A 25,011-nucleotide genomic window follows, 5' to 3' on the forward strand; every position below is an offset into this window, starting at 1 on the left:
TCTGCGTGGCCCGCCATTGATTTTCTCACCCGTTACCCTCATGTTAACCAGATTGCCCATACAACGATTAAAGGACTGCGCTATGACCAATCCGTTACTCTCTGCCTTTACGCTCCCCCCTTTCTCCGCCATCAAACCTGAACATGTGGTGCCCGCCGTGACTCAGGCGCTGGATGAGTGCCGCGCCGTGGTGGAAAAAGTGGTGGCGCAGGGCGCACCGTACAGCTGGGATAATCTGGTGCAGCCGCTGGCGGAAGTGGATGACCGTTTAAGCCGCCTGTTCTCCCCGGTTAGCCACCTGAACTCGGTGAAAAACAGCCCGGAACTGCGCCAGGCCTATGAGCAGACGCTGCCGCTGCTGTCCGAGTACAGCACCTGGGTTGGCCAGCATGAAGGGCTGTACCAGGCCTATCGCGACCTGAAAGCGGGCGCAAACTTTGCTGCGCTGGATACTGCGCAAAAGAAAGCGGTGGATAACGCGCTGCGCGACTTCGAGCTGTCCGGCATTGGCCTGTCGAAAGAGAAGCAGCAGCGCTACGGTGAAATCGCCGCGCGCCTGTCCGAACTGGGTTCGACCTACAGCAACAACGTGCTCGACGCCACCATGGGCTGGAGCAAGTTGATTACCGATGAGAGCGAACTGTCCGGCATGCCGGAAAGCGCGCTGGCAGCGGCCAAAGCGCAGGCCGAAGCCAAAGAGCAGGAGGGCTGGCTGCTGACGCTGGATATCCCGAGCTACCTGCCGGTGATGACCTATTGCGACAACCAGGCGCTGCGTGAAGAGATGTATCGCGCCTACTCAACCCGCGCCTCCGACCAGGGGCCGAACGCCGGGAAGTGGGACAACAGCGAGGTGATGGCGGAAGAGCTGGCGCTGCGCCACGAACTCGCCCAGCTGCTGGGCTTTGACTCCTATGCCGATAAATCGCTGGCGACCAAAATGGCCGAAAGCCCGGCGCAGGTCACCGACTTCCTGACCGATCTGGCAAAGCGCGCCCGCCCGCAGGCGGAGCAGGAGCTGGCCCAGCTGCGCGCCTTTGCCAAAAAAGAGCACGGCGTCGACGACCTGCAGCCGTGGGACCTGACCTATTACGGCGAGAAGCAGAAACAGCATCTCTACTCCATCAGCGACGAGCAGCTGCGCCCGTACTTCCCGGCACAGCGCGCGCTGGACGGACTGTTTGAAGTGGTGAAGCGCATCTACGGCATTACCGCTAAAGAGCGCAGCGATGTGGATGTCTATCACCCGGACGTGCGCTTCTTCGACCTGTTTGACGAAAGCGGCGAGCTGCGCGGCAGCTTCTACCTCGACCTGTATGCGCGCGAGAACAAGCGCGGCGGGGCGTGGATGGATGACTGCGTGGGCCAGATGCGTAAAGCCGACGGTACCTTGCAGAAGCCGGTTGCCTACCTGACCTGTAACTTCAACCGTCCGGTGAGCGGCAAGCCTGCGCTGTTTACCCACAACGAAGTGACCACGCTGTTCCACGAGTTTGGCCACGGTCTGCACCATATGCTGACGCGCATTGAAACGCCGGGCGTCTCCGGCATCAGCGGCGTGCCGTGGGATGCGGTCGAGCTGCCAAGCCAGTTTATGGAAAACTGGTGCTGGGAGCCGGAAGCGCTGGCGTTTATCTCCGGCCATTACGAGACTAACGAGCCGCTGCCGCGTGAGCTGCTGGACAAAATGCTGGCGGCGAAGAACTATCAGGCGGCGCTGTTTATCCTGCGTCAGCTGGAGTTTGGCCTGTTCGACTTCCGCCTGCACGCCGAGTTTGACCCGGCGAAAGGCGCGCAGATCCTGCCGATGCTGAAAGAGATCAAAAAGCTGGTGGCGGTGATGCCTGGGCCAGAGTGGGGCCGCTTCCCGCACGCCTTCAGCCATATCTTCGCCGGCGGCTACGCGGCGGGTTACTACAGCTATCTGTGGGCCGACGTGCTGGCGGCAGACGCCTATTCACGCTTCGAAGAGGAGGGGATCTTCAACCGTGAAACCGGCCAGTCGTTCCTCGACAACATTCTGACGCGCGGCGGTTCCGAAGAGCCAATGGCGCTGTTCCGCCGCTTCCGCGGCCGCGAGCCGCAGCTGGATGCGATGCTGGCACACTACGGTATTACCGAGCAGGGCTGAGATTAGTGAACATCTGTTTGTTAGATGAAACGGGCGCCGGAGACGGCGCCTTATCTGTTTTAGCTGCCCGCTGGCAGCTGGTGCATGATGAAAACGCGCTGATGGCGCTGGTGATGACGGCCGGGCATCTGGAGCTGCGCAAGCGCGATGAGCCAAAGCTCGGCGGCATCTTTGTTGATTTCGTTGGCGGGGCGATGGCGCACCGCCGTAAGTTTGGCGGCGGGCGCGGTGAAGCGGTGGCGAAAGCCGTCGGCATCAGGAGCGGCTATCTGCCGGAGGTGGTGGATGCCACGGCGGGGCTGGGGCGTGATGCGTTTGTGCTGGCCGCCGTGGGCTGCCGCGTGCGCATGCTGGAACGTAATCCGGTCGTGGCTGCCCTGCTGGATGATGGCCTGGCACGCGGCTATGCCGATGCGGAGATTGGCCCGTGGCTGCGCGAGCGGCTAACGCTGCTGCACGCCTCGAGCCTGACGGCGCTAACCGATATTACGCCGCGCCCGCAGGTGGTGTACCTCGATCCAATGTTTCCGCACAAGCAGAAAAGCGCGCTGGTCAAGAAAGAGATGCGGGTGTTTCAGTCGCTGGTGGGGCCGGACCTCGATGCCGATGGCCTGCTGGAGCCCGCGCGAATGCTGGCGACTAAGCGCGTGGTGGTGAAGCGCCCGGATTACGCGCCGCCGCTGGCGGACGTCGCCACGCCGAACGCCGTGGTGACCAAGGGGCACCGTTTCGATATTTATGCCCCCCTCACCCCAGGGGGATAAACAACGGGTCGGGCATGCCCGACCCTACGCGTCATTTTCACCGCGATCTGTCTGGGCTGACCCTCTTTTTCAGTCAGCCCGCCGACGCGGCGGTGAACAACGCATATAGCGTTACTCTTCGTCGCGCAGCGGCACAATCAGCATATCGATGTGCACGGTGTTGATCAGCTGGCGCGCTGACGACATCAGCTTGCTCCAGAAATCCTGATGATGGCCGCAAACCACTAAATCCACCTGATACTGCTTAATCGCGTCGACCAGCACCTGGCCCAGGTCACCGCTGCCGCTCAGGGTTTCGGCAATCGGGTAGCCAGCCCCGTTTGACAGCTCGGTCAGCGCGCTGTGCGTCTCTTCAGAGATACGCTTCTGCATATCACCCAGATTGACGTCGATCAGCCCGGTATACAGGTCAGAGTAATTCACATCAACGTGGATAAGTGAAACTTTGGCGTCGTAAGGGCGAGCCATGGATACCGCTCTGTCGACCAGCAGTTTGCTTTCGGGGGACAGATCGACAGCAATCAAAATGTGTTTGTAAGCCATATGAATACTCCTTTTCGCGTAAGTGCCTGTCCCAGAGTATAGCGAAAATTGTTAATGAATGTTGTGGCAGCCGACGTGGTTTGGCTGGGCGATCAACATGAAATTTTGTCTGAATGCCCCGGCGAAATAAAACATCGCTGGAAAAAATTTAAGCAGATCTCCTACACTGATAAAAGACGGCAACGAAAGCAGCGCTGTTACGCCGTCCTGCTGCAGCAATCATCTCAATAATAAGGGTTGGCGAACCAGCGGGAGTTGATCCCGTTCTCGTCGCGTATCGCATTTCCTGATGAAAGTCCGGGAGGGGATCATGATCAGCACCATCGCGCTTTTCTGGGCTCTTTGTGTCGTTTGTGTGGTGAATATGGCGCGCTATTTCTCTTCGCTGCGTGCGCTGTTAGTGGTGCTGCGCGGCTGCGATCCGCTGCTGTATCAGTATGTGGATGGGGCGGGGTTCTTCACGTCTCACGGGCAGCCGGGCAAGCAGGTGCGGCTGATTGGCTATATCTGGTATCAGCGCTACCTTGACCACCACGATGATGAGTTTATTCGTCGCTGTCAGCGCCTGCGCGGGCAGTTTATTTTGACCAGCGCCCTGTGTGGGCTGGTGGTGATTAGCCTGATTGGCCTGGCCATCTGGCATTAAAAAAGGGCGACCATTAAACATGGTCGCCCTTTTCGGATCGATCGGAAAAAATCATCGACCCTTGCTGTAGGGGCGGACCCTCTTTTTCGGTCCGCCCGCAGCACGATCAAATCAGCTTCAGCGCAATCCAGTACAACCCACCTGACAGCACAATCGAGACCGGCAGGGTGAACACCCACGCCAGCAGGATGTTCTTGATGGTGCGGCCCTGAACGCCACCGCCGTCAACCAGCATGGTGCCCGCCACGGAAGAGGAGAGCACGTGCGTGGTTGAAACCGGCATTCCGGTATAGCTCGCCACGCCAATAGAGACCGCCGCCGTCATCTGCGCCGACATCCCCTGAGCGTAAGTCATGCCCTTCTTACCGATCTTCTCACCGATAGTGGTGGCAACGCGACGCCAGCCGAACATGGTCCCCAGCGACAGCGCGAGCGCCACGGCCAGGATGATCCATACCGGCGCGTACTCAACGGTATTCAGCAGGTCGCTCTTCAGCTTATTAAGGAAACGTTTGTCGTCAGGCTTGGTTTCCGGCAGCTTGGCGGTTTTCTCCGCGGTATCCGAGATGCACATCAGCAGGCGGCGCAGCTGGCTGCGTTGCTCAACGTTCAGCGCATCGTAGCTGCTGAGATTGTTCAGCAGGCCCTGCACGCGCTCGATAGCCGGCAGCGCACGGGCAGCGTCGCAGTGGAAATCATGCGGGCCGGAAGGCACCTGTTCCGGCGTCGGTAACGCTGGCGGCGCCATCTGGATGATGTGCGTCAGTGAGGCCGCGTGCTGCTGGTAATACTGCTCCAGGTGGTTCACGGCATCACGCGTACGCGTAATGTCATAGCCGCTGGAGTTCATATTCACCACAAAGCCCGCCGGCGCCACGCCGATCAGCACCAGCATAATCAGGCCAATGCCTTTCTGGCCGTCATTGGCACCGTGCGAATAGCTGACGCCAATCGCCGAGACAATCAGCGCGATACGCGTCCAGAACGGCGGCTTTTTCTTGCCGTCGATCTTCTCGCGCTCTGCCGGAGTCATATGGATGCGCTGACGTTTTTTATTCCCGCTCCAGTAACGGCGCAGGATAAATACCAGCCCGCCGGCAATCACCAGGCCAACAATCGGCGAGATAATCAACGACATAAAGATGCCAATCATTTTAGGGATATTGAGCGCATCCACTACCGAGGTGCCAGTCAGCAACGCGTTAGTCAGGCCAATACCAATAATGGCACCGATCAGGGTATGGGAGCTGGAGGCCGGTAACCCGAAATACCAGGTGCCGAGGTTCCAGATAATCGCAGCCAGCAGCATGGAGAAGACCATGGCCAGGCCGTGAGCCGACCCGACATTAAGCAGGAGGTCGGTGGGTAGCAGATGGACAATCGCGTAAGCCACGCTTAAGCCGCCCAACAGTACACCAAAGAAGTTGAATACCCCGGCCATTACCACCGCTAACTGCGATCGCATTGCACGGGTATAAATCACGGTAGCTACCGCGTTGGCCGTATCGTGGAAGCCATTGATTGCTTCGTAAACCAGTACGAACAACAGAGCAAGAACCAGGAACAGGCCGGTATGTAAATCAAGACCAGCAAACAGATGCAGCATAAGCGTTACGCCATTTTGGAGGACATGAACGCGGCGCATTATCAGCGACAAACCGCGCTTGGGGAAAGGGAAATATAGACTTTTTTTGACATTAATGTGTCATTTGAGTGACTGTTACCCCTGAAACCATCATGAAATCATCAGGTTACAAAATGTTTCAGCTGCGATTTGGTGTCAGGCTGGTATCCCAGCCGTCAACTCTCTACAATCAGCGTTTTTGTGGTTCGGCGCGGAGTCTGTGGTGGAAAAATTTGACGTTATCGTAATTGGTGCGGGTGCGGCTGGCCTGTTCTGCGCGGCTCAGGCGGGCGCGATCGGGCGGCGCGTGCTGCTGATCGATAATGGCAAAAAAGCCGGGCGTAAAATCCTGATGTCCGGCGGCGGGCGCTGCAATTTCACCAACCTCTATACCGAGCCAGCGGCCTATCTGTCGCATAACCCGCATTTCTGTAAATCCGCTCTGGCGCGCTATACCCAGTGGGATTTTATCGATCTGATTAACCGTCACGGCATTGCCTGGCACGAGAAGACGCTCGGACAGCTGTTCTGCGACGACTCAGCGCAGCAGGTGGTCGACATGCTGCTGAAAGAGTGTGAAGCCGCCAGCGTCACGCTGCGCCTGCGTAGTGAAGTGCTTGCGGTAGCGCGTGATGACAGCGGCTACACGCTGCAGCTCAACGGTGCAGAGGTGCAGGCGGAAAAGCTGGTGATCGCCAGCGGCGGGCTGTCGATGCCGGGGCTGGGCGCATCGCCGTTTGGCTATAAAATTGCCGAACAGTTTGGCCTGAAGGTGTTCCCGACCCGCGCCGGGCTGGTGCCGTTTACCCTGCATAAGCCGCTGCTGGAGCAGCTACAGACGCTGTCCGGCGTCTCGGTGCCGTCAGTGCTGACCGCCGAAGACGGCACGGTATTTAAAGAAGCGCTGCTGTTTACCCACCGCGGCCTCTCCGGCCCGGCGGTGTTGCAGCTCTCCAGCTACTGGCTGCCGGGCGAATTTGTCAGCGTTGATCTCTCCCCGGCGCAGAATATCGATGCCTTTATTAATGAAGAGCGCCAGCAGCACCCGAATCAGAGCCTGAAAAACACCCTTGCTAAACTGCTGCCGAAACGCCTGGTCGAGTGCCTGCAGCTGCTGGGGAGGGTGCCGGAATGCACGCTGAAGCAGCTCAATAGCCGCCAGCAGGCGGAGCTGGCCAGCGCGCTGCACCAGTGGAAAATCCAGCCCAACGGCACCGAGGGCTACCGCACCGCCGAAGTCACGCTCGGCGGCGTCGATACCAGCCAGCTGTCGTCGAAAACCATGGAAGCGCGTGATGTACCGGGGCTGTACTTTATTGGCGAAGTGGTTGACGTCACCGGTTGGTTAGGCGGCTATAACTTCCAGTGGGCGTGGAGCTCAGCCTGGGCGTGTGCGCAGGCGCTATAATGAGAAATCTGATTTAACTGATTCTCAGGCGGTAAAATGCAAAATTCTTCCAGCGGACACAAAAACACCACCGAAACCCTGCTTCAAAGTGGCCAGGCGTGGAATGGCCAGACTTTGCAAAATTACCCTTCGGGTGAGCTTGAAATTACGGTGATGAAAATGACCATCCCCGCGCATTCAGAGCTGCCCTGGCATACCCACCCCATTCCTAACACGGCCTATATTCTGTCAGGTTCCCTGACCATTGAGGATAAAGCGACGGGGGATACCAGGACATTCAGCGCGGGTGAGGCTTTCAACGAGTCCATCGATATTGCCCACCGGGGATTCACCACCGACCAAAGCACCGATGTCATCATCTTCTATGCAGGTGCAAAAGGGATGGCGCTGTCTGTACCACTGCCGGGAGAGGAATCTGAGTATTAACAGGTTCAGCTGACACAGTCTGTAGACCAAACACTACCGTTACCCAGTGGAGGTGAGGCCAACGCTTCCCCTGGCAATTTAATCAGGCGTGGCTCTTTGCGGGAGTAAGCTATAAACTCCCACAGCGCTGGGTTTGTGAGATTTTTGTAATGAGGGGCCGCATATATAAACCAAACTTCATCAGCCCTGCTTTTTTAATTTCCCATGGGCAGTGAAAGACCATCCTGATACGGTTGAGAGTAGGAACAGAATCGACGCCCACCTCAACCCTTAATCTCTTTCAAATATTTAAACACCGTTGCTCTTCCCAGCGACAGCACGTTCGCCACATAGTCGGCCGAGTGGCGCACGTTAAATATTCCCTGAGCGTAAAGCGCCGTCACCAGCGCTTTCTTGTCGCTGCGCGTCAGAATAGTCAGCGAGCTGTGGTTCTCGGCCAGCCACTGATGCACGGCGGTGTTTATCTTCTCCCGCCAGTCGTGCGCAAATAGCGGCGCAGGCTGGGGCTGCAGCTGGCTCATTGACAGAAACGTCTCCAGCGCATTGCGCGCATCTTCCAGCATCGCGGTACTGAAGTTGATGCAGAAAATGTAGCCCGCACTGCCCGGCACGCTGGCGCGAATGCTGACGGAGCGCATCTTTTTCCCGTCCCAGTTCAGTTGCTCGTAAGGCCCGGTCAGCGTATCGAGGTCGTTGAGCGTCAGCTGCTCCAGCCCGGCATCATCGCCGATGCTGCGCCTCGACAGGTTATTCGCCAGATAGGCAATTTTACTGCTGGTGACATCGTGGATGGCCACTTCCACCATGGGGAAAAACAGCGCGGCAATACCGTCCGCTATCGCTGTCAGCGTGGCGAACTGCTGGCTTTCTGCTGTGCTTTGCTGGTTCATCTCAGGCCCCCATCTGCGCGAGAATGCTGGCGGAGATCTGCGCATCCTGCACCCCCAGCCCGGTCAGATCGGCGACGGTGATCGCCTCCGCCGCACGCTGATACTGCGTGCTATCGCTCAGCAGGCTGCCAATCTCAATGATTTTTCCCGTGCGCTGTGCTGCGGGCAGATGGCAGAGCTCGCCATAGCTGCTGCACTGGGTAAGCGAGTCGACCAGCACGCAGGCGGCAGCGCCAACGATGGCGGCATCCAGCTCCTGTTTGCCCGGCGAGTCGGCACCCACGGCGGTGATATGCGTCCCCGGCCGGATCCACTCCCGGCGCAGCAGCGGCACGGAGGAGGGGGTGGCGGTGACGATAATCGAGGCCGCGCGCGCCGCCTGTTCGGCCTCCAGCGTGGTAATGAGGTTGATATCGCAGTCAGCCAGCTGCTGGCGAATGCGCACCAGCGCGTTCTCACTGCGCCCCCAGATAATCACCTGGCGGCAGGCGGTCAGGGCCAGCAGCTGGCGCAGCTGCAGCTCGGCCTGTAACCCGGTGCCGAAGATGGCGATCTGCTCAACCCGTTCTGGCAGCAGCAGTTCAGCGGCAATCCTTCCGGCCAGCGCGGTGCGCATCCCGGTCAGCCAGCCGTGGTCGTTTAGCAGGGCCAGCGGCTGCCCGGTTTGCGCGCTAAACAGCATATTTAGCCCGTCATTGCCCGGCAGGCCGAGGTCGCCGTTGCGGTAAAAGCCGCTGGAGACTTTGACGCAGAAGCTCTCTGAACCCTCCATCCACGCGGATTTAATACAGCAGTCGCCACCCGCCTGCGCAAACAGAAACTGCTGCGCCGGCGGCAGCTGAACGCGGCCTGCTGAAAAAGCGCGAAACCCCTCTTTGAGCTTTTCCAGCGCGTCCGCCTCATGGTAGTGCGCCTGAATCACCGCCTGCTCAATAATCCTCATTGCACCGCCTCGCAGAACTTCTCCAGGGTGATGTTTTTGCCGCACAGGATCACCGCAACGCGCTTGCCGCGCCATTTTTCTGCCTGCTGCATAAACGCCGCCATCGCCACGCCCGCCGCGCCTTCAACCATCCAGCGCTCGTAGCGCGCCAGCGTTTTCATCGCGGCTTTGATCTCCTTTTCGCTGACCTGCACGCACTCATCGACCACCTGCTGACAGATCGGGAAGGTGATGGTGCCAGGCTCCAAGCCACCGGCAGTGCCGTCGGACAGCGTCTCGTGCTCGGGCGGCTCAACGATTTCGCCCGCCGCGAGGGAAGCACACATCGCGACGGAGGCTGCAGGCCAGCAGCCAATAATGCGCGTCTGCGGCGACAGCGTTTTCATCACCGCGCCAATCCCGGAGATCAGCCCGCCGCCACCCACCGCGACAAAGACGGCGTCGAGCGGCGCTTCCTGCTCCAGCATTTCCAGCGCCACGGTGCCCTGGCCAGCAATCACCTGCGCGTCGTTATACGGGGAGACAAACGGAACGCCCTGTTCTGCGGCGGTACGCGCAGCGGCCAGCTCCACGCTCAGCGCGTCGCCCTCCAGCGTTACCACCCGGGCACCGTAGGAGGCAATGGCCTCCAGCTTAAGCGGAGACGCGGTTGCCGCCGCGTACACCGTCACCGGTATACCCGCCATCGCCCCGGCCAGCGCCATGCCCTGGCCGTGATTGCCGGATGAGGCAGTGATCACCCCCTGTGCGCGCTGCTGCGGCGAGAGCAGCCGCATCTTATTGCTCGCCCCTCTGAACTTGAACGAACCGGTATGCTGCAGATGTTCGCCTTTCAGGAACAGCTCGCAATGATACTGCGCAGAGAGTGCGTGGCTACGGTCGAGCGGCGTCACTTTTACCTGAGGGCGCAGTGCGGCGTGCGCCAGCTGGCTATCGTCGCAGAGTTGAGAGAGGGTCAGCATGATGGCATCCAGTAAGTGTATTTAAAGTCTATTATAGACATTTAGTACACATCGATCCACTGTTCGTACTCGCGGCGCGGCGGGCGCAAAAGGCAGTCGCCCGGCAGCGGACCACTTACCGCCTTACTGGTAGGTCATGGTAAAGGTGGCATTGGCATCGGCTTTACCTGGCACAATCTGCGCCCCGGTCTGGATATAACGCGCCTTCAGCGGAATATTATACGCCCCGTCCGCGCTGGTGGTGGCAATCGTCATGCGGCTGCCGAGCGCGACTGGAGCACTGTTGTACAGCAGCTGTACGCCGACGCCGCTGGCGGCATCGCTGCCGAGATTATCCAGCTTCAGTACGCCGTTAGCGGCGTTTTCCGCGCCGGAGCTGCCCGGGCTGATAGTCATTTTGACATTGGTGGCGGCATCGCAGTTCAGGCCGATATTAAAGTCCGCATCGCCGCTGGTGCTGCCTACGCCGCTGAAGTCGGTATTTTTGGTTCTGCCCATCGTGACGGTAATATTCGGGTTGGTCACCGAGCACGCTACCGTCTGTACTGCTCCGCCGCCGATAGAAAAATGATAAATATTTGTCTCGCCGACCACGCTGGCCTGCGTCAGTGACCCGGTGGTCAACATACCGGAGCCGGTAACCGAGGCGATTTTTACCAGTTCGAAGCGCACGCTGCCCCAGGTTCCGCCACACAGCCGCCAATAGTTGGTACCGGACACGCAGGCAACGCCGTTAAGCTGGCGCGGGAGTGCACCCGTGCCGTAACGGCCGCTGGTTGAGCCCGCTCCGGGGGTAACGACACGCCATGCCAGCCCTGTAACGCCTGAGGCATAAAGCGTCTGGCCGCCGTAGCTTACCGGGGTAAGGGCACCGCCCGTACCCCACTGCGAACTGAATCCGCCGACGGTACATTCGATAAAGTTGCCGCGCGAGTTGAGTTCGTTGCGCGTATTGCTGTACACGATGCTCCCCACGGGGGCATCTCGCTGTACCACAATCGTTGGCAGGTTCATGGTGAAACCATCGGCAGCAGTATAGCGTGCATCAGTGATGCTACAGGACGCCATTGCTCCGTTGGAGGCAGCCAGTAAAGCAGCACAGCAAAGGAAGTGAGGCGTTAACACTTTTTTGAGCAAATTTTTCATATCAATACCTTAACGATGAGGCGATCAGCGGCACTGGCCGTTGAGCGTTTGAATTCCGGTAACATTTTTCTCGCTGTTCAGGCGATAGGTGACGCGGCACTGGCGGTCAGCATTTTTGCCCCACTGCACCAGCAGCGTTCCCTGGTTCTGCATCCCGGCCAGATAGACCTGGCCGCCGTCACCGACAATGCTGCTGCCCGCGTCACGATCGGCGTCATTCACTACCGTGGCACCGAACGGCACGGCTTTGCCATCAGCGCGGGTGAGGGTCATCAGCACACGCTGTCCGACCTGCGCCCGGTAATCTGTCCTGACCATCGCGCCGCGCGTCGGCACAGCGTTACGGGTGGTCTGCTGCAGGTCGACATCGTCCCGCAGGGTTTCAGTGTTTAGCGTGATGTCGTTGTTACGGAACGGCATCAGGTTAGGCACCAGCGCGTAGCCTCGATAATCGGTTTTGACCCCGGTCTGGTTGTTAACGCTGACGCCGCTGGCTCCCGGGACTTTCACCAGGCCAAAGGTTTCCCCCATGGTTTGCCCGGCGGTAATGCCGTCGGCATGCGCCACAATCGCGCCCTGCACGCCGTAGTTCATGGTGCGCTGACCGCTGGCATAGCTGTAGCCGCCGTTGACCTCACCATAGGTGCCGCGATAGTTCATACCGGCGTAGCCGGAGCTGCCCTGGCCGTTGGCGGCATAGCCCTGCGACAGATTCCAGTTCAGGTTGTTATCTTCCAGCACCGTGCCGTTCAGGCCGACGGTATTTACCGTGCCGCGTGATTTGCTGCTGCTGACGTTGTAATTGGCATAGGTATTACCCATCCAGCGATTCAGCGGGATGCTCAGATTCAAAGAGACCACGCGATCGCGATCGTAGGTTTTACTCAGGCCGCTGTCGGTGGTACCTGCGGACGTGGTGTTACGGTTCATCGCGTAGTTCAGGCCGTAGCTGATGCCGTTCCAGCTATTGTTGTAGCCCAGGTTCCATGATGAGGTCTTGCGGCTGTTGTTCCAGTAGCTTTCAGAGACTGCGCCAATTGACAGGTAGCCGCGTTCGTCGCCCAGGTCCTGGCTGAGCGTTATCTCGGCACGATTACGCTTTCTATTGCTCAGCAGGGGGTTGGGATTATCGCTGTAGCTGTCCAGCACGTCCGCCAGGGTATAGAAGCCCTCTGTCGAATAGCGGTAACCGGCGATCGCCACGTTGGTGCCGGTTTCCGCCAGACTTTTGCTGTAGCGCAGTCGCCACGATTGCCCCTGGCGGCTCTCCCCCTCTTTGGGTTCCCCCCTGGAGTGGGTGAGATCGGCGGAAATTGCCCCAATTTCTCCGAGATTCTGCCCAACTCCGGCCGCCAGCGAGCGGTAGTGCTGGGCCGCCTGGACTCCACCGTACAGCGTCATGCCCTTACCCAGGCCATAGATCGCCGTGCTCTGTGCAAATGCGGCGTTATCGACGCTGCGGTCATACGCGCGGTACTGTCCTCCGGTGACGCTGAAGCGCAGCCGGCCTTCACGTTGCAGGACCGGCAGTGAGGCATATGGCACCACCATATTTTGTTCGCTACCGTCGGCTTCTTTTACCGTAACGTACAGATCGCCGCTGCCGCCGGTCGGGAACATATCGGTGATTTCGAACGGACCAGCGGGCACGGTGGTCTGATAAATCAGGTAGCCGTTCTGACGGATCAGCACCTGAGCGCTATTGCCGCGCGCAATGCCGCGCACTACCGGCGCATAGCCGCGCAGGCTCTCCGGCAGCATTTCATCGTCGGAAGCCAGTTGCGCTCCAGTGAACGGCACGCTATCAAACACGTCCGAAGGGGCCTGACTTTCACCCAGCGTGAGCTGACTTTTCAGTGGCACGATGCTGCGCTGCGCGTAGCTGTAGACGGTATCCCAGCGGTCCTCGCCACTGCTGTTGCGTGACCAGGTTGAGTAGTGGCGTACGCGCCATGGTCCGACATTTATTCCCGGGCGCAGGTTGAGATACTGGCTGTTACCGCTGCTGCTCTGCTGATTTTCCAGCTCGCTGGTGCCGCTAAAGCTGTAGTTTAACAGCGCCGCGTTAATGCCCTCATCCCACTGGGAAGGGGGGACGTAGCCGCGAATGCGGGGGGTGACGGCTATCTGAGGCACCGACAGATTCAGGCGGTGTGCGCTGAAGACAAATTCTGCCGTCGCTTCCGCAATGGCGGCAAGGTCCACACAGCGCTCACCGGGCTTTTGCAGGTCGGGGAACTGATCCACTTTCACGCCGTACCGACGCAGTTCGTCCACGCTCAGGCAGGGCTGCAGCCCTCTGCTCTCCGTCTGAAAAAACACCACATCTCTGCTGTCGACCTTCTCATCGTTCAGCCAGATTTCGACGGGATAGCGGCCCGGTAGCTGCCCGCCGTTTTCGAATGCCGAGAGATCGGTTGCGGCAGTGCTTTCCCCCGGCTGCTCAAGCAGCGCAGGGTTGAAGTAGTCTTTGGCCTGTACCGACAGCGTCGGCAGCAGCAGGGCAATTGCCACCGCCAGATATGAGGGTTTCAGGTTGCCGCGGTATTTTTCAGTATGAGCAAGGGAGCGCATTGTTTTTTCCAGCCGAATCTTAGAAGGATGACTTGTGAGCAGCGCCGATCGCGCCGTAGTCGCTAATCACTTTCCACTCCACCTGACTACTGCTAACGGCAGCTGGCAGCGTAAAGCTGGCGGAGCTGCGTGGCGCAACATAGGTCACGTTGGCGAGCGCTTTGCCGCCCACGCTGATGGCATTGAAGTTGACGTAGTAAGGAGTCGGATTATTTACGTTCAGCTTGTTGCCCTGGCGCGACCATTGCAGCTGCGCGCTGGCCTGGTCAGGCGTGCTCTCTTTCAGCGAAGCAGGGCGATAGATCAGCTTGATGCGTGTATTGACGGCGAGCTGCAATGTATTTTCCGCACGGTCTGGATCGGTCGTTGGGATCGATTTAATGTTCAGCCAGTAGAGCGTTTCGCGGTCCTGAGCTAAACCCGATGCGGCCTGCATCACGCGCAGCGTGTTCTTCTGTTTCGCGTCAAGGCGGAACAGCGGCGGGGTGACAATAAAACTGCTTTTGTCACTCTGGCCCGCTTCGTTTTCCACCCACGACTGGATCAGATAAGGAGAGGCATCAGGATTTTCCAGGCTGATGGATGACTCTTTTTTTGCGCCGTCATAGACGATACGCGTGCCGCCGATGATCACACCGGCATGGGCAATTCCGCTTCCTGCGAGTAAACCTGCTAACAGCAGAGAACAAAGTTTTGATTTCACAATCGTGACTCCTGAGGAAGTGAAAGCCGGCGTTAAGCCGGCTTTGCAGAAGGCTGCAGTACGCAGGGCACTGCTGGATAATCAGTTGTAGATAACGCTGAAGGTGGCAACGGCATTTGCCGGACCCGCAGTTACCGGAACGGATTTAGCGACATAGGCCGCGTCGAATTTCAGGGTATTCGTTGTGCCCTGAGTCAGTGCTGTAGGCGTCGAACCGTAATAAAGTGGCAGCACCAGACCGGTAGCGGTACGGATCTGGATACCGACACCGGTTGCAGCACCCGGTACAGGCGACAGTGCCAGAGTGCTGGTATCGCCCTGATACGGGTTACCGTCGAATTTAACGCTGGCAGTGGTCACGCTGGCCGGGCAGGCGGTCAGATCAATCTGGAAAGACGTGGCGGCTGCGCGCTGGTTAACGGTAGCCAGCGCAGAGCTGCTCACCTGGCCCAGGGTTACCGTCTGGTTGGCGCTGGCTGGCGACACGGTGCAAGCAGCATCAATGATTTCACCGTTGAACTGGATAGTGCCATCAGCTGCATTTGCAGTTGAAACTGCCGTGCCGCAAAAAACAGAAAATAACGCCAGAGCGTGAAGTTGCTTTTTCATGATTCAAATTCCTGTGGTCTGTTTTCAATAAGGGTTTTTATTTCATTGTTAATGGCCAGGCGATGTCTGGATTGTTGTAATGAAATAAATATCAAAAGCGTTCACTCACGTCATTTATTCATCTATGATGTATTTGAATGAGCCTGTTGAGTTATTCTTTTGCTGGGGATTACTATACCCTCGTGGATTTGATAAACATTAGGGCGATGCGGCAAGCGCTGTCATCATATTCAGCGCTTAATGTCATCCATGGACTACATTGAAAGGGGGGGAGTCAGGGTAATCGATGTTGCAGATGTGGGTTTGATAATGCTGTTTTGAAATTTAATTGTTTTTTATCAGTTGCTTATGAGTTGGCGTTTGTTTGATTTTTGTAGGGTATAATCAGCATGTGACAATCAGGAAAAAAGAAAATCTTTGTCATCCTTCATGTTTTCTCGCACTGATTAAAAAGGTTTTAATATTCTGATTTAAGTTTTTGTTTTTTGGTTTAAATAAAAAAACAACAATTTTATGTTGATTATTTTATCGTGCCTGTGCCAACCTTTATAGCGAGAAAACATTTAAAGGTACACCTATGGCAAACGTAATTATAATCGACGACCATCCAATGGCGCGTCTGGCTATCCGTATGTTATTGGAAAAAGACGGGCATACGATTCTTGCTGAGTCGGGTAATGGACTGGAAGCGTTCAAGCTGGCGCAGAAAATGCAGCCGGATATTATCGTTGTAGATTTGGATATTCCCGGACTTAGCGGAATTGAGCTAATTGAAAAACTCAATGCCTCAGAGTTTAAAGGCCGCATGCTGGTGCTGACCGGACGCGATGATGAGCACTATCTCAACCGCTGTATCAACATCGGTGCGGATGGCTTTATCGGCAAAGGCAATAACCTTGATGAACTGCGCGATGCGGTACGCACCGTGGTGCGCGGCTATGGCTATTTTCCGCTGCGGCGCCAGCCCGGCGTCTCGCGCAAGGCCCCGCCGAAAGAGCTGGAAGTGGTAACCCAGCTCTCCAGCCGTGAGCTTCAGGTATTGCGCTATCTGAGTCGCGGCATCCGGGTGATTGAGATCTCGGAGAAAATGCACATCAGCAATAAAACGGTCAGCACCTATAAATCCCGGCTGCTGACCAAGCTTCAGTTAAACAACACGCTGGAGCTGATCGATTTCGCCCGTCGGCATAACCTGGATTAATACGGTGAAAAATTTCATCCTCTCCCTGTTCCTTATGTTCAGCATGGCAGCGACCGCTGCCATTCCCACCCGGCCTGAACCGCTCAATCTTCTCAGCCAGGAGGTCTATAACCCGAAAGTGTTTACCCTGGATGATAGCGACTGGCGCTGGCTGGGTAACAAGCGCGAGCTGACCGTGGCCGTCTGGCAGCCGGAGATCCCGCCGCTGGCTATTTTTAGCGGAGAAGGGCATTTCGAAGGCATGATCGCCGACTATATCTTCCTTGTTTCCCAGTATCTTGGGATAAAACTGCAGATGCAAAGGTTCCCTAACCGTGAAGCGGCAATGGAAGCCCTGTTACAGCAGCAGGTGGATATAGTGGCCGATCCTTCCGGCAAGGATATTCCGCTGCATAGCGATCTGACCCCTTCAAAAAACTTTATCAGCGACCATCCGGTGCTGGTTCACCGCAAGAAAGGCAGCGGAATACCCTTTCAGTATCGTCAGGGCATGCGGCTGGCGATCGCCCGCTGGTACGTGGATGACAGCTGGATTGAGGAGAACTTTCCCGGCGTACGCATTATGCATTTTAATACGGACGATCAGGCGCTGGCGTCGGTGGCCTTTGACGAAAACGACTTCTACATCGGCAACCTGGTCACTACCTCATATCTGCTGGAACGCAACTACTCTCACTATCTGACGTTACAGCAGGTCTATCCTGCGCGCGACACCGGCAGCCATTTTGTGCTGCGTAAAGAGGATGAGGTCCTGACCCGCATTGTCAACCGCGTGCTGGATTCTATCCCGCGAACGCAGCAGCAGGTGATCCTGCAACAGTGGAGCGAGCGCGCCAACCAGTGGCGCGTGAATAAGCCGGTTGAATTCAGCGAGACGGAAAAAAAATGGCTGGCGAAGCACTCGAGCGTGGCGGTATCGGTCAATGCCTTCTATGCACCGTTTACCATGATGGACGCCAGCAGCAACTTTTATGGCGTCACCGCGGATATCCTGCGGATGATCCATCTGCGTACCGGCATCCATTTTCGCCCGGTCGCGGCCGATTCGGTGAAAGAGATGGAGCAGCAGGTGGCAACGAAAAAGGCGCTGTTTATCGGAGCCCTCAGCCACAGTGACGACCGCAATGAGAATCTACTGTTCTCACGGCCCTATTTTAACTCGCCGTTTGTACTGATTGAGCGCAAAGAGAGCAGTTTTTCCACGCCGTTACCGCCAGGGACGCGCGTAGCAATAGTCAGCAAAAACAGCCTGATCTCAGAACTGGCACGGCTCAATCCGGGCATCCATCTTATTGAAACCGCGAATGCCAGCATTGCGCTGCAGATGGTGGATAACGGTGATGCGGATGTGGCGGTGCATACGCTGTTTGGCGCCAGCTATATGATTGAACGCTATTTCCGCGATCGGCTGAAAATAGGGGGGCAGGTCGGTAGCCAGGCGGCAGCTATTGCCTTTGCGGTCGCCCGCGATCAGCCTGAGCTGCAAAGCATTCTCAACAAGTCGCTGGCAAATATCTCCCCGGCTGACATCAACAGCGTCATTGATAAGTGGCAGACGCGGCCGGATGTGCGGCTTGATACCTGGGAGCTTTACAAAACCCAGTTCTGGCTGGTATTCAGCGTGGCGGGCGTGATCATCCTCACCACCGTGCTGTGGATCTACTATCTGCGCCGTGAAGTTCGCGCCAGGCGCGTGGCTCAGCAGGATCTGCAATCGCAGCTGGAGCATAACGAAACGCTGACGCAGGCCCTGTCTGAAGCACGCGAGCGGGCCGAGCAGGCCAACCGCGCCAAAAGCACCTTCCTCGCCACCATGAGCCATGAGATCCGCACGCCGGTCAGCGCGATCATCGGGCTGCTGGAGCTGTCGGTAAAAACCAGCGAGACGCGGCCAGATGAGGAAGATCCGGTACGCGTTGCCTGGGAGTCGGCACGCACGTTGATGGGGTTAATCGGCGATATCCTGGATATGGCACGCATCGAGTCAGGCCGTCTGGAGCTGGCGCCGGAGTGGGTGCGATCTACCGATCTGCTGCCGCCGGTGGTGCGGGTATTTGAAGGTCTGGCGCGCCAGAAGAGCTTACGGCTGCGCTGTACGCTGCCGCCACAGCTGCCGTACCAGTTATTTATCGACCCGCTGCGCTTTCGTCAGGTGCTCTCTAACCTGGTCAGTAATGCGATTAAATTCACCGATCAGGGGAGCATTAATGTGGATATGGCATTGGAAAACGATGAGATCGCCGGCTCGGCTATGTTACGCATCAGCGTGACGGACACCGGCAAAGGCATCTCGCAGGAGGAGCAGCAGGATATCTTCGACCCGTGGGTGCAGGCGCACAACGGCTGCACCCAGATTGGCTCCGGCCTCGGCCTCGCTATCTGCGCACAGCTGGTGCATATGATGAGCGGTGAAATTTCCATGAAAAGCCATCCCGGCCAGGGAACGCAGGTCAGTTTTACCGTGCCAGTGGCCCTTAGCCATAAACGCCCGGAACATGGGCAAAGCACCGCAGGTGAAAGCCGGGTTCAGCATCAGGCACTGCGTATTCTGGCGGTTGATGACCATCCAGCTAACCGTATGCTGCTGCGGCGCCAGCTGGTACACCTCGGGCATCGGGTGAAAGAGGCAAAAGACGGTGAAGAGGCCTGGGTTTGCTGGCAACAGGAGGCATTTGACGTAGTGATTACCGACTGCAGCATGCCTGGAATGGATGGGTTAGAGCTGACGCGCCTGATCCGTGAACATCAGAAAGCGGACGTGACCATCCTCGGGCTAACGGCGAATGCATGGCCGGAGGAGCGCGTCCGCTGCCTGGCCGCAGGGATGAACGACTGCATGTTTAAACCCTTACAGCTGCCGCAGCTGCAGTCTATCCTCGATATCGTGATGAAAAATATGCCGCAGGAGTCGACTGATGCCCGGGCTTTGCAGGAACTGGTCAACTACGACAAGCTACAGTCGCTCAGCGACTATGACGATGAGATTCTGCGTGAACTGATGAGCATTACCCTGCAAACCAACCAGCAGGATCTGGCGCAGGCAGCCGACCTATTCCAGCTGCAGGACTGGCCTGAGCTGGCGAAATCTATACACAGTATTTCCGGGGCCGCACAGATTTTTGGCGCAGAGGGGGTGAAAACTGTCTCCCGTAGCATGGAGTTAGCTTGCCGGGAAGTCCCCGCAGATGAAGTGAAAATCAGCCGCCTGTGGCAGTCGGTGATCGACGCGGTGACTGAGCTGAATAGCGCCATAGAGCGCTGGCTACACGAGAGGAAATAAACGTCAGGCAGTGTAACAGCAGGCGAGGGTTTGCCTGCTATTATCAAAGTATGTTTAGCTGAACTCAGGTATTGCCACGTGCTTTTGACCGCCGCGTTTCGCCGTCTGCTGGTCGGGGTCATTTTCTCCGCGCCGCTGCTGCTGGCAGCCGCCCCGGTTTCCCAGACGTTACTGCCGCGTGCGCGCGTTGATGTTCCGCAGCTCACGCTGCCAGCCAGCCAGCTTGCCTGGCTGCAACAGCATCGGGAGATACGCGTTGGCGTCTGGTTGCCGGCCCATCCACCTTACGTCGTTGACACCGATCCGCAAAGTTTTGAAGGCCTGATGGCCGACTATCTCTCACTGCTGCAGCGCGCCCTGCCGCTGTCGTTCAATATTATCCGCTACCCCGACCATCATTCGGCGCTGCAGGCGTTAAATGCCGGCGACATCGATCTGCTGCCCGCTACGCCACAGTTGGCGCAGCAGCCCGGGCTGGCGCTGTCCGACGCCTGGCTGGCCGACCACGCGGTGCTGGTTCATCAGCCGATTATTGAGCTGAACGGTGCCGGAGGGCTGGCGGGCAAAACGCTGGTTTATGTCGGTGATGACAGCCTGCGTCGGTCACTGCAGCGGGCTTATCCGCAGGCCCGGCTGGTGGCCAGGGACGATTACTACTCGGCAATGGCCGCCGTCGCCAATGATGAAAACGTGGTGATGTGGAGCAATGACGTTACCGCCAGCGAAATCAATGCACGCATTTATGAGAATCGGCTGACCAGTGAAAAAAGTTCGCTGCTGGAGGATCAGAGCCTGATTTTTGTCGCTCGTCAGGAATTCGCACCGCTGATTACCGCCATCAATGAGGTGCGCAGTGCGGTGCCTACCCGCACTTTTGCCCGCATGGCAGAGGCCTGGCGGTTGGCGACGCCGCTCAGTATCAACAGCGCCATCACCCTCAGCCCGGAACAGCGTGCCTGGGTGCAGCAGCATCCGGTAGTGCCGGTACTGATCACCAATACCCACGAACCGATGACCTTTATTAACGATAAGGGTGAAGAGAGTGGTTTTACTATCTCGCTGTTGAAGCGAATCGGCCAGCAAAGCGGCATAACATTTCGCTGGCAAAACTTCGATAATCTGGCGGCGATGCGCGCCCACCTGCGCCAACATCCTGAATCGCTGATCGCGCTGGCAGATGCTTCCGCTGGCGGTGGTGATGGCGTTATCTACTCGCGCCCTTATCTGATCTCAAGCTGGGTACTGGTCACGCGCAAAGAGAGTGCGGCGGTGCAGTCGCTGGCGGATATGAATGGCCGCACTGTGGCGGTGTATCCCGGTAGTTACTACCTGCCTGCCCTGCGCGCGCAGTTCCCGCAGGTAAAATTCGTTGAGGAAAACTTCTCGTTAGAAACGGTGTTTTCACTGTGGACCCGCAGCCTGGACGGGGCCGTGCTACCGCAAACGGCAGCGGGATTCTTCCTGAAAAGCTACCTTGCCGATCGCTTTAAAATGGCAATGATTCTGCCGATCCCGCCGTTGAAAATGGCGATGGCGACGACCGAACAGAACCGCACACTGCTCACGATTATCGACAGCGCGCTGATCGATATCTCGCCACAGGCGATGGATGCACAGCTCAGCGGATGGCAGCTGCGCTTTACTCTTGAGCGGCTCGACGTTTGGGGCCGTTATCAGAACATTATCGTCAGCTCGATTGCTGCGCTGATTGTCATCGGCCTGATGCTGGGCTTCTTTTTCTGGCGCAACCGGCTACTGAAGAGCAACCTCGCCGTGCAGCAAAACCTGCGGCGCAGGCTGCAAATCGCTAAGTCCCGGGTCGACAAAATCAGCGAATCGAAAAGTATGTTTCTCTCGCAGATGAGCCACGAAATCCGCACGCCGATGAACGCGTTAATCGGCCTACTGGAGCTGGAGAATCAGGGGCGATCCAGCCCGCAGCAGCGTAAAAATAATATTGCCGTGGCCTACGAGTCGGCGCGTTCGCTGCTGATGCTGCTCGGCGACATTCTCGACATGGCGAAAATTGAGTCGGGCACATTTAAGGTGCGCAGCATCCCGCTCTCCCTGACGGAGACGCTTAACAGCATCAGCACGCTGTTTCGCTACAGCGCGGACGAGAAAGATATTACGCTGGTGACCCGTGTTGAAGTGCGGGATGACCGGATCCTTTTCGATCCGGTGATGCTGAAGCAGATCATCTCTAACCTGTTAAGTAACGCCATTAAATTCACCGCCGAGGGGGAGGTGGAAGTGGTTATTTATCAGGCGGCAAAAGCGCCAGATGAGCATGCGCACTTCGTGCTTGAGGTGTGTGATACTGGAGTGGGCTTGAGTGCGGAGCAACAGCAGGCGATATTCGAGCCGTTTGTGCAGGTGGAGAGCAGCCGCGCCGCGCACCACGGCACCGGGCTGGGGCTGAGTATCTGCCGCCAGTTAGCCGATCTGCTGGGCGGCACGCTGGAAGTGGAGAGCACCCCCGATGAAGGCACCACGTTTATTTTCCGTTTTTCCGCTCCGGTCTGGCAGGGGCCGCTGGTGGACAAGAGCGTATCGCTGCCGCAGGTGGCACCTGTGGCACGCAACATCCTGATTGTTGATGATCATCCGCCGAACCGGCTGCTGCTGAGTCAGCAGCTGGCCTTTGCCGGACATCGCAGCCTCGCGGTCGAAGATGGTCAGGCCGCCCTGCATGCCTGGCAGCAGGCGCAACCGCCATTTGACTTGGTGATCACCGATTGTAATATGCCGGTCATGAACGGCTTTGAGCTGGTGCGGGCCCTGCGCCAGCTGGAAACTGAACGCGGCCTGGCGCCGCAGCCGATGTTTGGGCTGACCGCGATGGCGGAGCAGGAGGTGATGGCGCAGGCGAAGCAGGCGGGAATGACCGACTGTCTGTTCAAACCTGTTGAGCTCGGCAGCCTGCTCGCCCGCATCAACGGATTGCAGGCGAATGAGGAAGGGGGAGTTGACCCGAATATCGTCCTGACGCTGGATAAGCTGGCGCAGTCGCAGCCGGAGATCTTTAATCAACTCATCGGTTCGGTACTGGCGCAAAACCAGCGCGATGGTGAGCGTCTGACTAGCGCGCTGGCCCAGCAAAATATGCCGCAGTTAAAGCAGGTTGCGCACAGTCTGCTGGGTGGCGCACGGACCATCAATGCGCTGGCGCTGGCCGATGCGTCGCGGCAGCTGGAACTGGCCGTCGATGCAGGGCAGTATCAGCGCCTGTCAGCGCTGGTGGCCGAGTGTAGGGTGCAGATTGATACGCTAAAGGATGAGCTGCAACGGGCGCTGGGCGAACGCAAAGCATAGCGTCCGCACCCTGAAAAGGCTGCGCGACAAGTTTTCCACTGATTCCATTTAATTTCTGGGTGCTGATGATATGGCGAAGATTTTTATTGTAGATGATCATCCTGTTTCACAGCTGGCCGTGAAGGTGACGGCGACGGCGAACGGTCATGAGGTCGTTGGCGTGTGTGATAATGGCCGTGATGCGCTACGCGCTTTGCAATCCAATCAGGCGGAGCTGGTGGTTATCGATATCGATATCCCACCACCTAACGGATTGGAGGTGATCAAACGGCTGCGGGCGGATGGGTTCACGGGCGGCATTCTGGTGCTTTCAACGCACGGTGAGCAGCACTTTATCGACCGCGCCCGCAGCGCCGGAGCAAATGGCTACATCAGTAAAGATAACGATCTCGACCAGCTGGTGGATGCGTTCAAAGCGATCTACAACGGCTATGATTTTTTCCCTAGAAGAGCACTCGAAGGAGCAGCCCCAGCCGATAAAGTTTCTGAAGAAGGCGCACTCAGCATGTTATCTAATCGCGAGCTGGAAGTGCTCGGCTACCTGGCAAAAGGAGAGGCGCTGATCGACATCGCCGAAAAGCTGCACGTTAGCAACAAGTCAATCAGCACCTACAAACGGCGGATCATGACCAAGCTCGGCCTGGAAAAAACCGTCGATCTGCTCGATTTTGCGCGACGCAATAATGTGATTTGATCGCGGAGAAGCGTCTCAAGTTGTGATGTGAATCATCTATCAGCTCACGCTTCCGCAGCCTGCCACAGGTGAATGCCGTCTCGGCCGGTGCGTTTGACGCTGTACAGCGCCTGGTCTGCATGGCGCAGCCACTGGTGGATGGAGTCGGCGTTACTGGCCGGGGCAATGCCGATGCTGACGGAGAACTGGAATTCAGCAGAGGCGGGCAGGCGGATCTGGGCGATTTTCTCTTTCAGCGCCGCTGCCAGCATCACGATAGTGATATCGTCGGCATCGCGCACAATCACCCCTAACTCATCGCCACCGAAGCGTGCCGGAATATCGCGGGTGCCCACTTCGCTGCGCAGCAGGCGTGAGATCTCCGCCAGCAGATAATCCCCCGCTTCGTGGCCAAAACGGTCATTGACCTGCTTGAAATTATCCACGTCGATCAGCATCAGCCAAGCGCGGCCTGCGCCACGCTGGGTGCGCAGGTATTCGCTCTCCAGACGGCGGTCAAACAGGCGGCGGTTGGGGATCTTCAGGCTCGGGTCCATCAGCGAGATGCGCTCCAGCTCGCGGTTTTTACGCCGCAGGCTAAGCGTGAGCTGATACGACACCGCGCTGAGCACCAGCATATAACAGGTTGCCAGCGGCAGCGTCAGCCACACCGTGCGCGTGCTGAAGGTCGGCTGCAGTGGCAGGCCGAGCACCGCCCAGACGGGAATAAAGGTCAGCGTAAACGCCTGGATCGCCGGTTTCAGCTGCGGCCAGCCGCCGGCGGCATAGCGGTCAGAGGCCAGCACAGCGATGATAATCAGCGAAGGCATCGGGCTGATGGCCATTAGCGCCACCCATGCGCCACCAAACGCGGCATCAATGGTTAAGTTGCGGCGCTCGGTGTTGGTCGGGTCGGGTGAGGAGTGCGCCAGTAGCCAGGCGACCGACGGCCAGATAAAGGCATTAATAAACAGCAAAATAGTGAACCACGTGCTGCGATCCAGTTCCGAAAGCACCGACTGAAAGGGGAAAAAACACAAAAAGGTGCCCAGCTGACGCATGGCGAACATGCGACGAATAAAACGCGTTGAGCGCAGTTTTAACTGGCTGTCATCGGGTGAGTAGTAGTGCATGAATCAGCAATGTGGGCGGGTCGATAAAGCAGTGTATCGG

19 protein-coding genes are annotated in these 25,011 nt (G+C 57.7%); 9 read left to right on the plus strand and 10 right to left on the minus strand.

Translation table 11 applies throughout. The features are described from left to right. Nucleotides 1–82 precede the first annotated feature (82 nt). Nucleotides 83–2,131: an oligopeptidase A gene (gene prlC, locus ID864_RS19220; protein WP_187497890.1), complete on the plus strand. Its 2,049-nt coding sequence runs from the start codon at nt 83–85 to the stop codon at nt 2,129–2,131. A 5-nt stretch (nt 2,132–2,136) separates the two neighbouring features. After that, the gene (gene rsmJ, locus ID864_RS19225) at nt 2,137–2,895 is read left to right on the plus strand and encodes a 16S rRNA (guanine(1516)-N(2))-methyltransferase RsmJ (protein WP_191150227.1); all 759 of its coding nucleotides are present in this window, start codon (nt 2,137–2,139) and stop codon (nt 2,893–2,895) included. A 111-nt stretch (nt 2,896–3,006) separates the two neighbouring features. Here the strand turns inward: rsmJ and uspA are convergent, their stop codons facing one another. Then, nucleotides 3,007–3,438, minus strand: a complete 432-nt coding sequence (gene uspA, locus ID864_RS19230; RefSeq protein ID WP_048917779.1) for a universal stress protein UspA — start codon at nt 3,436–3,438, stop codon at nt 3,007–3,009. 310 nt (nt 3,439–3,748) lie between these two features. Here uspA and uspB point away from each other — a divergent pair, with 310 nt between their 5' ends. Next, nucleotides 3,749–4,084, plus strand: a complete 336-nt coding sequence (uspB, locus tag ID864_RS19235; protein ID WP_048917778.1) for a universal stress protein UspB — start codon at nt 3,749–3,751, stop codon at nt 4,082–4,084. Between the two features lie 106 nt (nt 4,085–4,190). Here uspB and pitA read toward each other — a convergent pair whose 3' ends face one another. Continuing rightward, the gene (gene pitA / locus ID864_RS19240) at nt 4,191–5,690 is read right to left on the minus strand and encodes an inorganic phosphate transporter PitA (protein ID WP_133622485.1); all 1,500 of its coding nucleotides are present in this window, start codon (nt 5,688–5,690) and stop codon (nt 4,191–4,193) included. Between the two features lie 241 nt (nt 5,691–5,931). Here pitA and ID864_RS19245 point away from each other — a divergent pair, with 241 nt between their 5' ends. Together ID864_RS19245 and ID864_RS19250 are read left to right on the plus strand one after the other, a co-directional pair. Beyond that, entirely contained in the window at nt 5,932–7,116 is a 1,185-nt protein-coding gene (locus ID864_RS19245; protein WP_099753326.1) for a BaiN/RdsA family NAD(P)/FAD-dependent oxidoreductase, read from the plus strand. 36 nt (nt 7,117–7,152) lie between these two features. Beyond that, a complete protein-coding gene (locus ID864_RS19250; RefSeq protein WP_048917775.1) occupies nt 7,153–7,542 on the plus strand; it encodes a cupin domain-containing protein in 390 nt (129 codons plus the stop codon). Nucleotides 7,543–7,805: 263 nt separating this feature from the next. On the opposite strand, the gene ID864_RS19255 is transcribed toward ID864_RS19250, so the two are convergent. From ID864_RS19255 to ID864_RS19285, 7 genes are all read right to left on the minus strand, one after another. Further along, nucleotides 7,806–8,432: a helix-turn-helix transcriptional regulator gene (locus ID864_RS19255; protein WP_191150228.1), complete on the minus strand. Its 627-nt coding sequence runs from the start codon at nt 8,430–8,432 to the stop codon at nt 7,806–7,808. A gap of 1 nt (nt 8,433) precedes the next feature. Further along, a complete protein-coding gene (locus ID864_RS19260; RefSeq protein WP_191150229.1) occupies nt 8,434–9,375 on the minus strand; it encodes a Rossmann-fold NAD(P)-binding domain-containing protein in 942 nt (313 codons plus the stop codon). Continuing rightward, nucleotides 9,372–10,337: a threonine/serine dehydratase gene (locus tag ID864_RS19265; protein WP_048917772.1), complete on the minus strand. Its 966-nt coding sequence runs from the start codon at nt 10,335–10,337 to the stop codon at nt 9,372–9,374. Before ID864_RS19265 ends, ID864_RS19260 begins: the two co-directional genes overlap by 4 nt. Before the next feature lie 123 nt (nt 10,338–10,460). Further along, on the minus strand, nt 10,461–11,405 hold the full coding sequence (locus ID864_RS19270) for a fimbrial protein (protein ID WP_224750560.1): 945 nt from the start codon (nt 11,403–11,405) through the stop codon (nt 10,461–10,463). Between the two features lie 102 nt (nt 11,406–11,507). After that, nucleotides 11,508–14,057, minus strand: a complete 2,550-nt coding sequence (locus ID864_RS19275; protein ID WP_191150231.1) for a fimbria/pilus outer membrane usher protein — start codon at nt 14,055–14,057, stop codon at nt 11,508–11,510. Nucleotides 14,058–14,076: 19 nt separating this feature from the next. Continuing rightward, on the minus strand, nt 14,077–14,760 hold the full coding sequence (locus tag ID864_RS19280; RefSeq protein ID WP_191150232.1) for a fimbrial biogenesis chaperone: 684 nt from the start codon (nt 14,758–14,760) through the stop codon (nt 14,077–14,079). A gap of 81 nt (nt 14,761–14,841) precedes the next feature. Continuing rightward, nucleotides 14,842–15,369 (minus strand): fimbrial protein, encoded by a 528-nt coding sequence (locus ID864_RS19285; RefSeq protein WP_191150233.1) that lies wholly within the window; start codon nt 15,367–15,369, stop codon nt 14,842–14,844. A gap of 577 nt (nt 15,370–15,946) precedes the next feature. Between ID864_RS19285 and ID864_RS19290 the strand changes: the two genes are divergently transcribed. The 4 genes from ID864_RS19290 to ID864_RS19305 all read left to right on the plus strand — a co-directional run bounded on the left by ID864_RS19290 (nt 15,947) and on the right by ID864_RS19305 (nt 23,859). Then, nucleotides 15,947–16,570, plus strand: coding sequence for a response regulator (locus ID864_RS19290; protein ID WP_191150234.1), 624 nt, complete (start codon nt 15,947–15,949; stop codon nt 16,568–16,570). Nucleotides 16,571–16,574: 4 nt separating this feature from the next. Next, nucleotides 16,575–19,850, plus strand: a complete 3,276-nt coding sequence (locus ID864_RS19295) for a response regulator (protein WP_288498134.1) — start codon at nt 16,575–16,577, stop codon at nt 19,848–19,850. A gap of 78 nt (nt 19,851–19,928) precedes the next feature. Then, nucleotides 19,929–23,165 (plus strand): ATP-binding protein, encoded by a 3,237-nt coding sequence (locus ID864_RS19300; protein WP_191150235.1) that lies wholly within the window; start codon nt 19,929–19,931, stop codon nt 23,163–23,165. A gap of 70 nt (nt 23,166–23,235) precedes the next feature. Next, nucleotides 23,236–23,859, plus strand: a complete 624-nt coding sequence (locus ID864_RS19305; protein WP_191150236.1) for a response regulator transcription factor — start codon at nt 23,236–23,238, stop codon at nt 23,857–23,859. Between the two features lie 44 nt (nt 23,860–23,903). Here ID864_RS19305 and ID864_RS19310 read toward each other — a convergent pair whose 3' ends face one another. Next, nucleotides 23,904–24,971, minus strand: a complete 1,068-nt coding sequence (locus ID864_RS19310) for a diguanylate cyclase (protein ID WP_048917771.1) — start codon at nt 24,969–24,971, stop codon at nt 23,904–23,906. Nucleotides 24,972–25,011 lie beyond the last annotated feature (40 nt).

Origin of the sequence: Erwinia aphidicola (assembly GCF_014773485.1) — a bacterium.
In the GTDB taxonomy this organism is placed as follows: Bacteria; Pseudomonadota; Gammaproteobacteria; order Enterobacterales; family Enterobacteriaceae; genus Erwinia; species Erwinia aphidicola.

Bases quoted from the DNA above. Each gene is read 5' to 3' on its own strand.
- ID864_RS19290 (WP_191150234.1), top strand. From the start codon at position 15,947: ATGGCAAACGTAATTATAATCGACGACCATCCAATGGCGCGTCTGGCT.
- ID864_RS19270 (WP_224750560.1), bottom strand. From the start codon at position 11,405: ATGGCGTCCTGTAGCATCACTGATGCACGCTATACTGCTGCCGATGGT.
- ID864_RS19260 (WP_191150229.1), bottom strand. From the start codon at position 9,375: ATGAGGATTATTGAGCAGGCGGTGATTCAGGCGCACTACCATGAGGCG.
- pitA (WP_133622485.1), bottom strand. From the start codon at position 5,690: ATGCTGCATCTGTTTGCTGGTCTTGATTTACATACCGGCCTGTTCCTG.
- uspB (WP_048917778.1), top strand. From the start codon at position 3,749: ATGATCAGCACCATCGCGCTTTTCTGGGCTCTTTGTGTCGTTTGTGTG.
- ID864_RS19310 (WP_048917771.1), bottom strand. From the start codon at position 24,971: ATGCACTACTACTCACCCGATGACAGCCAGTTAAAACTGCGCTCAACG.
- ID864_RS19255 (WP_191150228.1), bottom strand. From the start codon at position 8,432: ATGAACCAGCAAAGCACAGCAGAAAGCCAGCAGTTCGCCACGCTGACA.
- ID864_RS19285 (WP_191150233.1), bottom strand. From the start codon at position 15,369: ATGAAAAAGCAACTTCACGCTCTGGCGTTATTTTCTGTTTTTTGCGGC.
- ID864_RS19305 (WP_191150236.1), top strand. From the start codon at position 23,236: ATGGCGAAGATTTTTATTGTAGATGATCATCCTGTTTCACAGCTGGCC.
- ID864_RS19250 (WP_048917775.1), top strand. From the start codon at position 7,153: ATGCAAAATTCTTCCAGCGGACACAAAAACACCACCGAAACCCTGCTT.
- ID864_RS19275 (WP_191150231.1), bottom strand. From the start codon at position 14,057: ATGCGCTCCCTTGCTCATACTGAAAAATACCGCGGCAACCTGAAACCC.
- uspA (WP_048917779.1), bottom strand. From the start codon at position 3,438: ATGGCTTACAAACACATTTTGATTGCTGTCGATCTGTCCCCCGAAAGC.
- ID864_RS19265 (WP_048917772.1), bottom strand. From the start codon at position 10,337: ATGCTGACCCTCTCTCAACTCTGCGACGATAGCCAGCTGGCGCACGCC.
- prlC (WP_187497890.1), top strand. From the start codon at position 83: ATGACCAATCCGTTACTCTCTGCCTTTACGCTCCCCCCTTTCTCCGCC.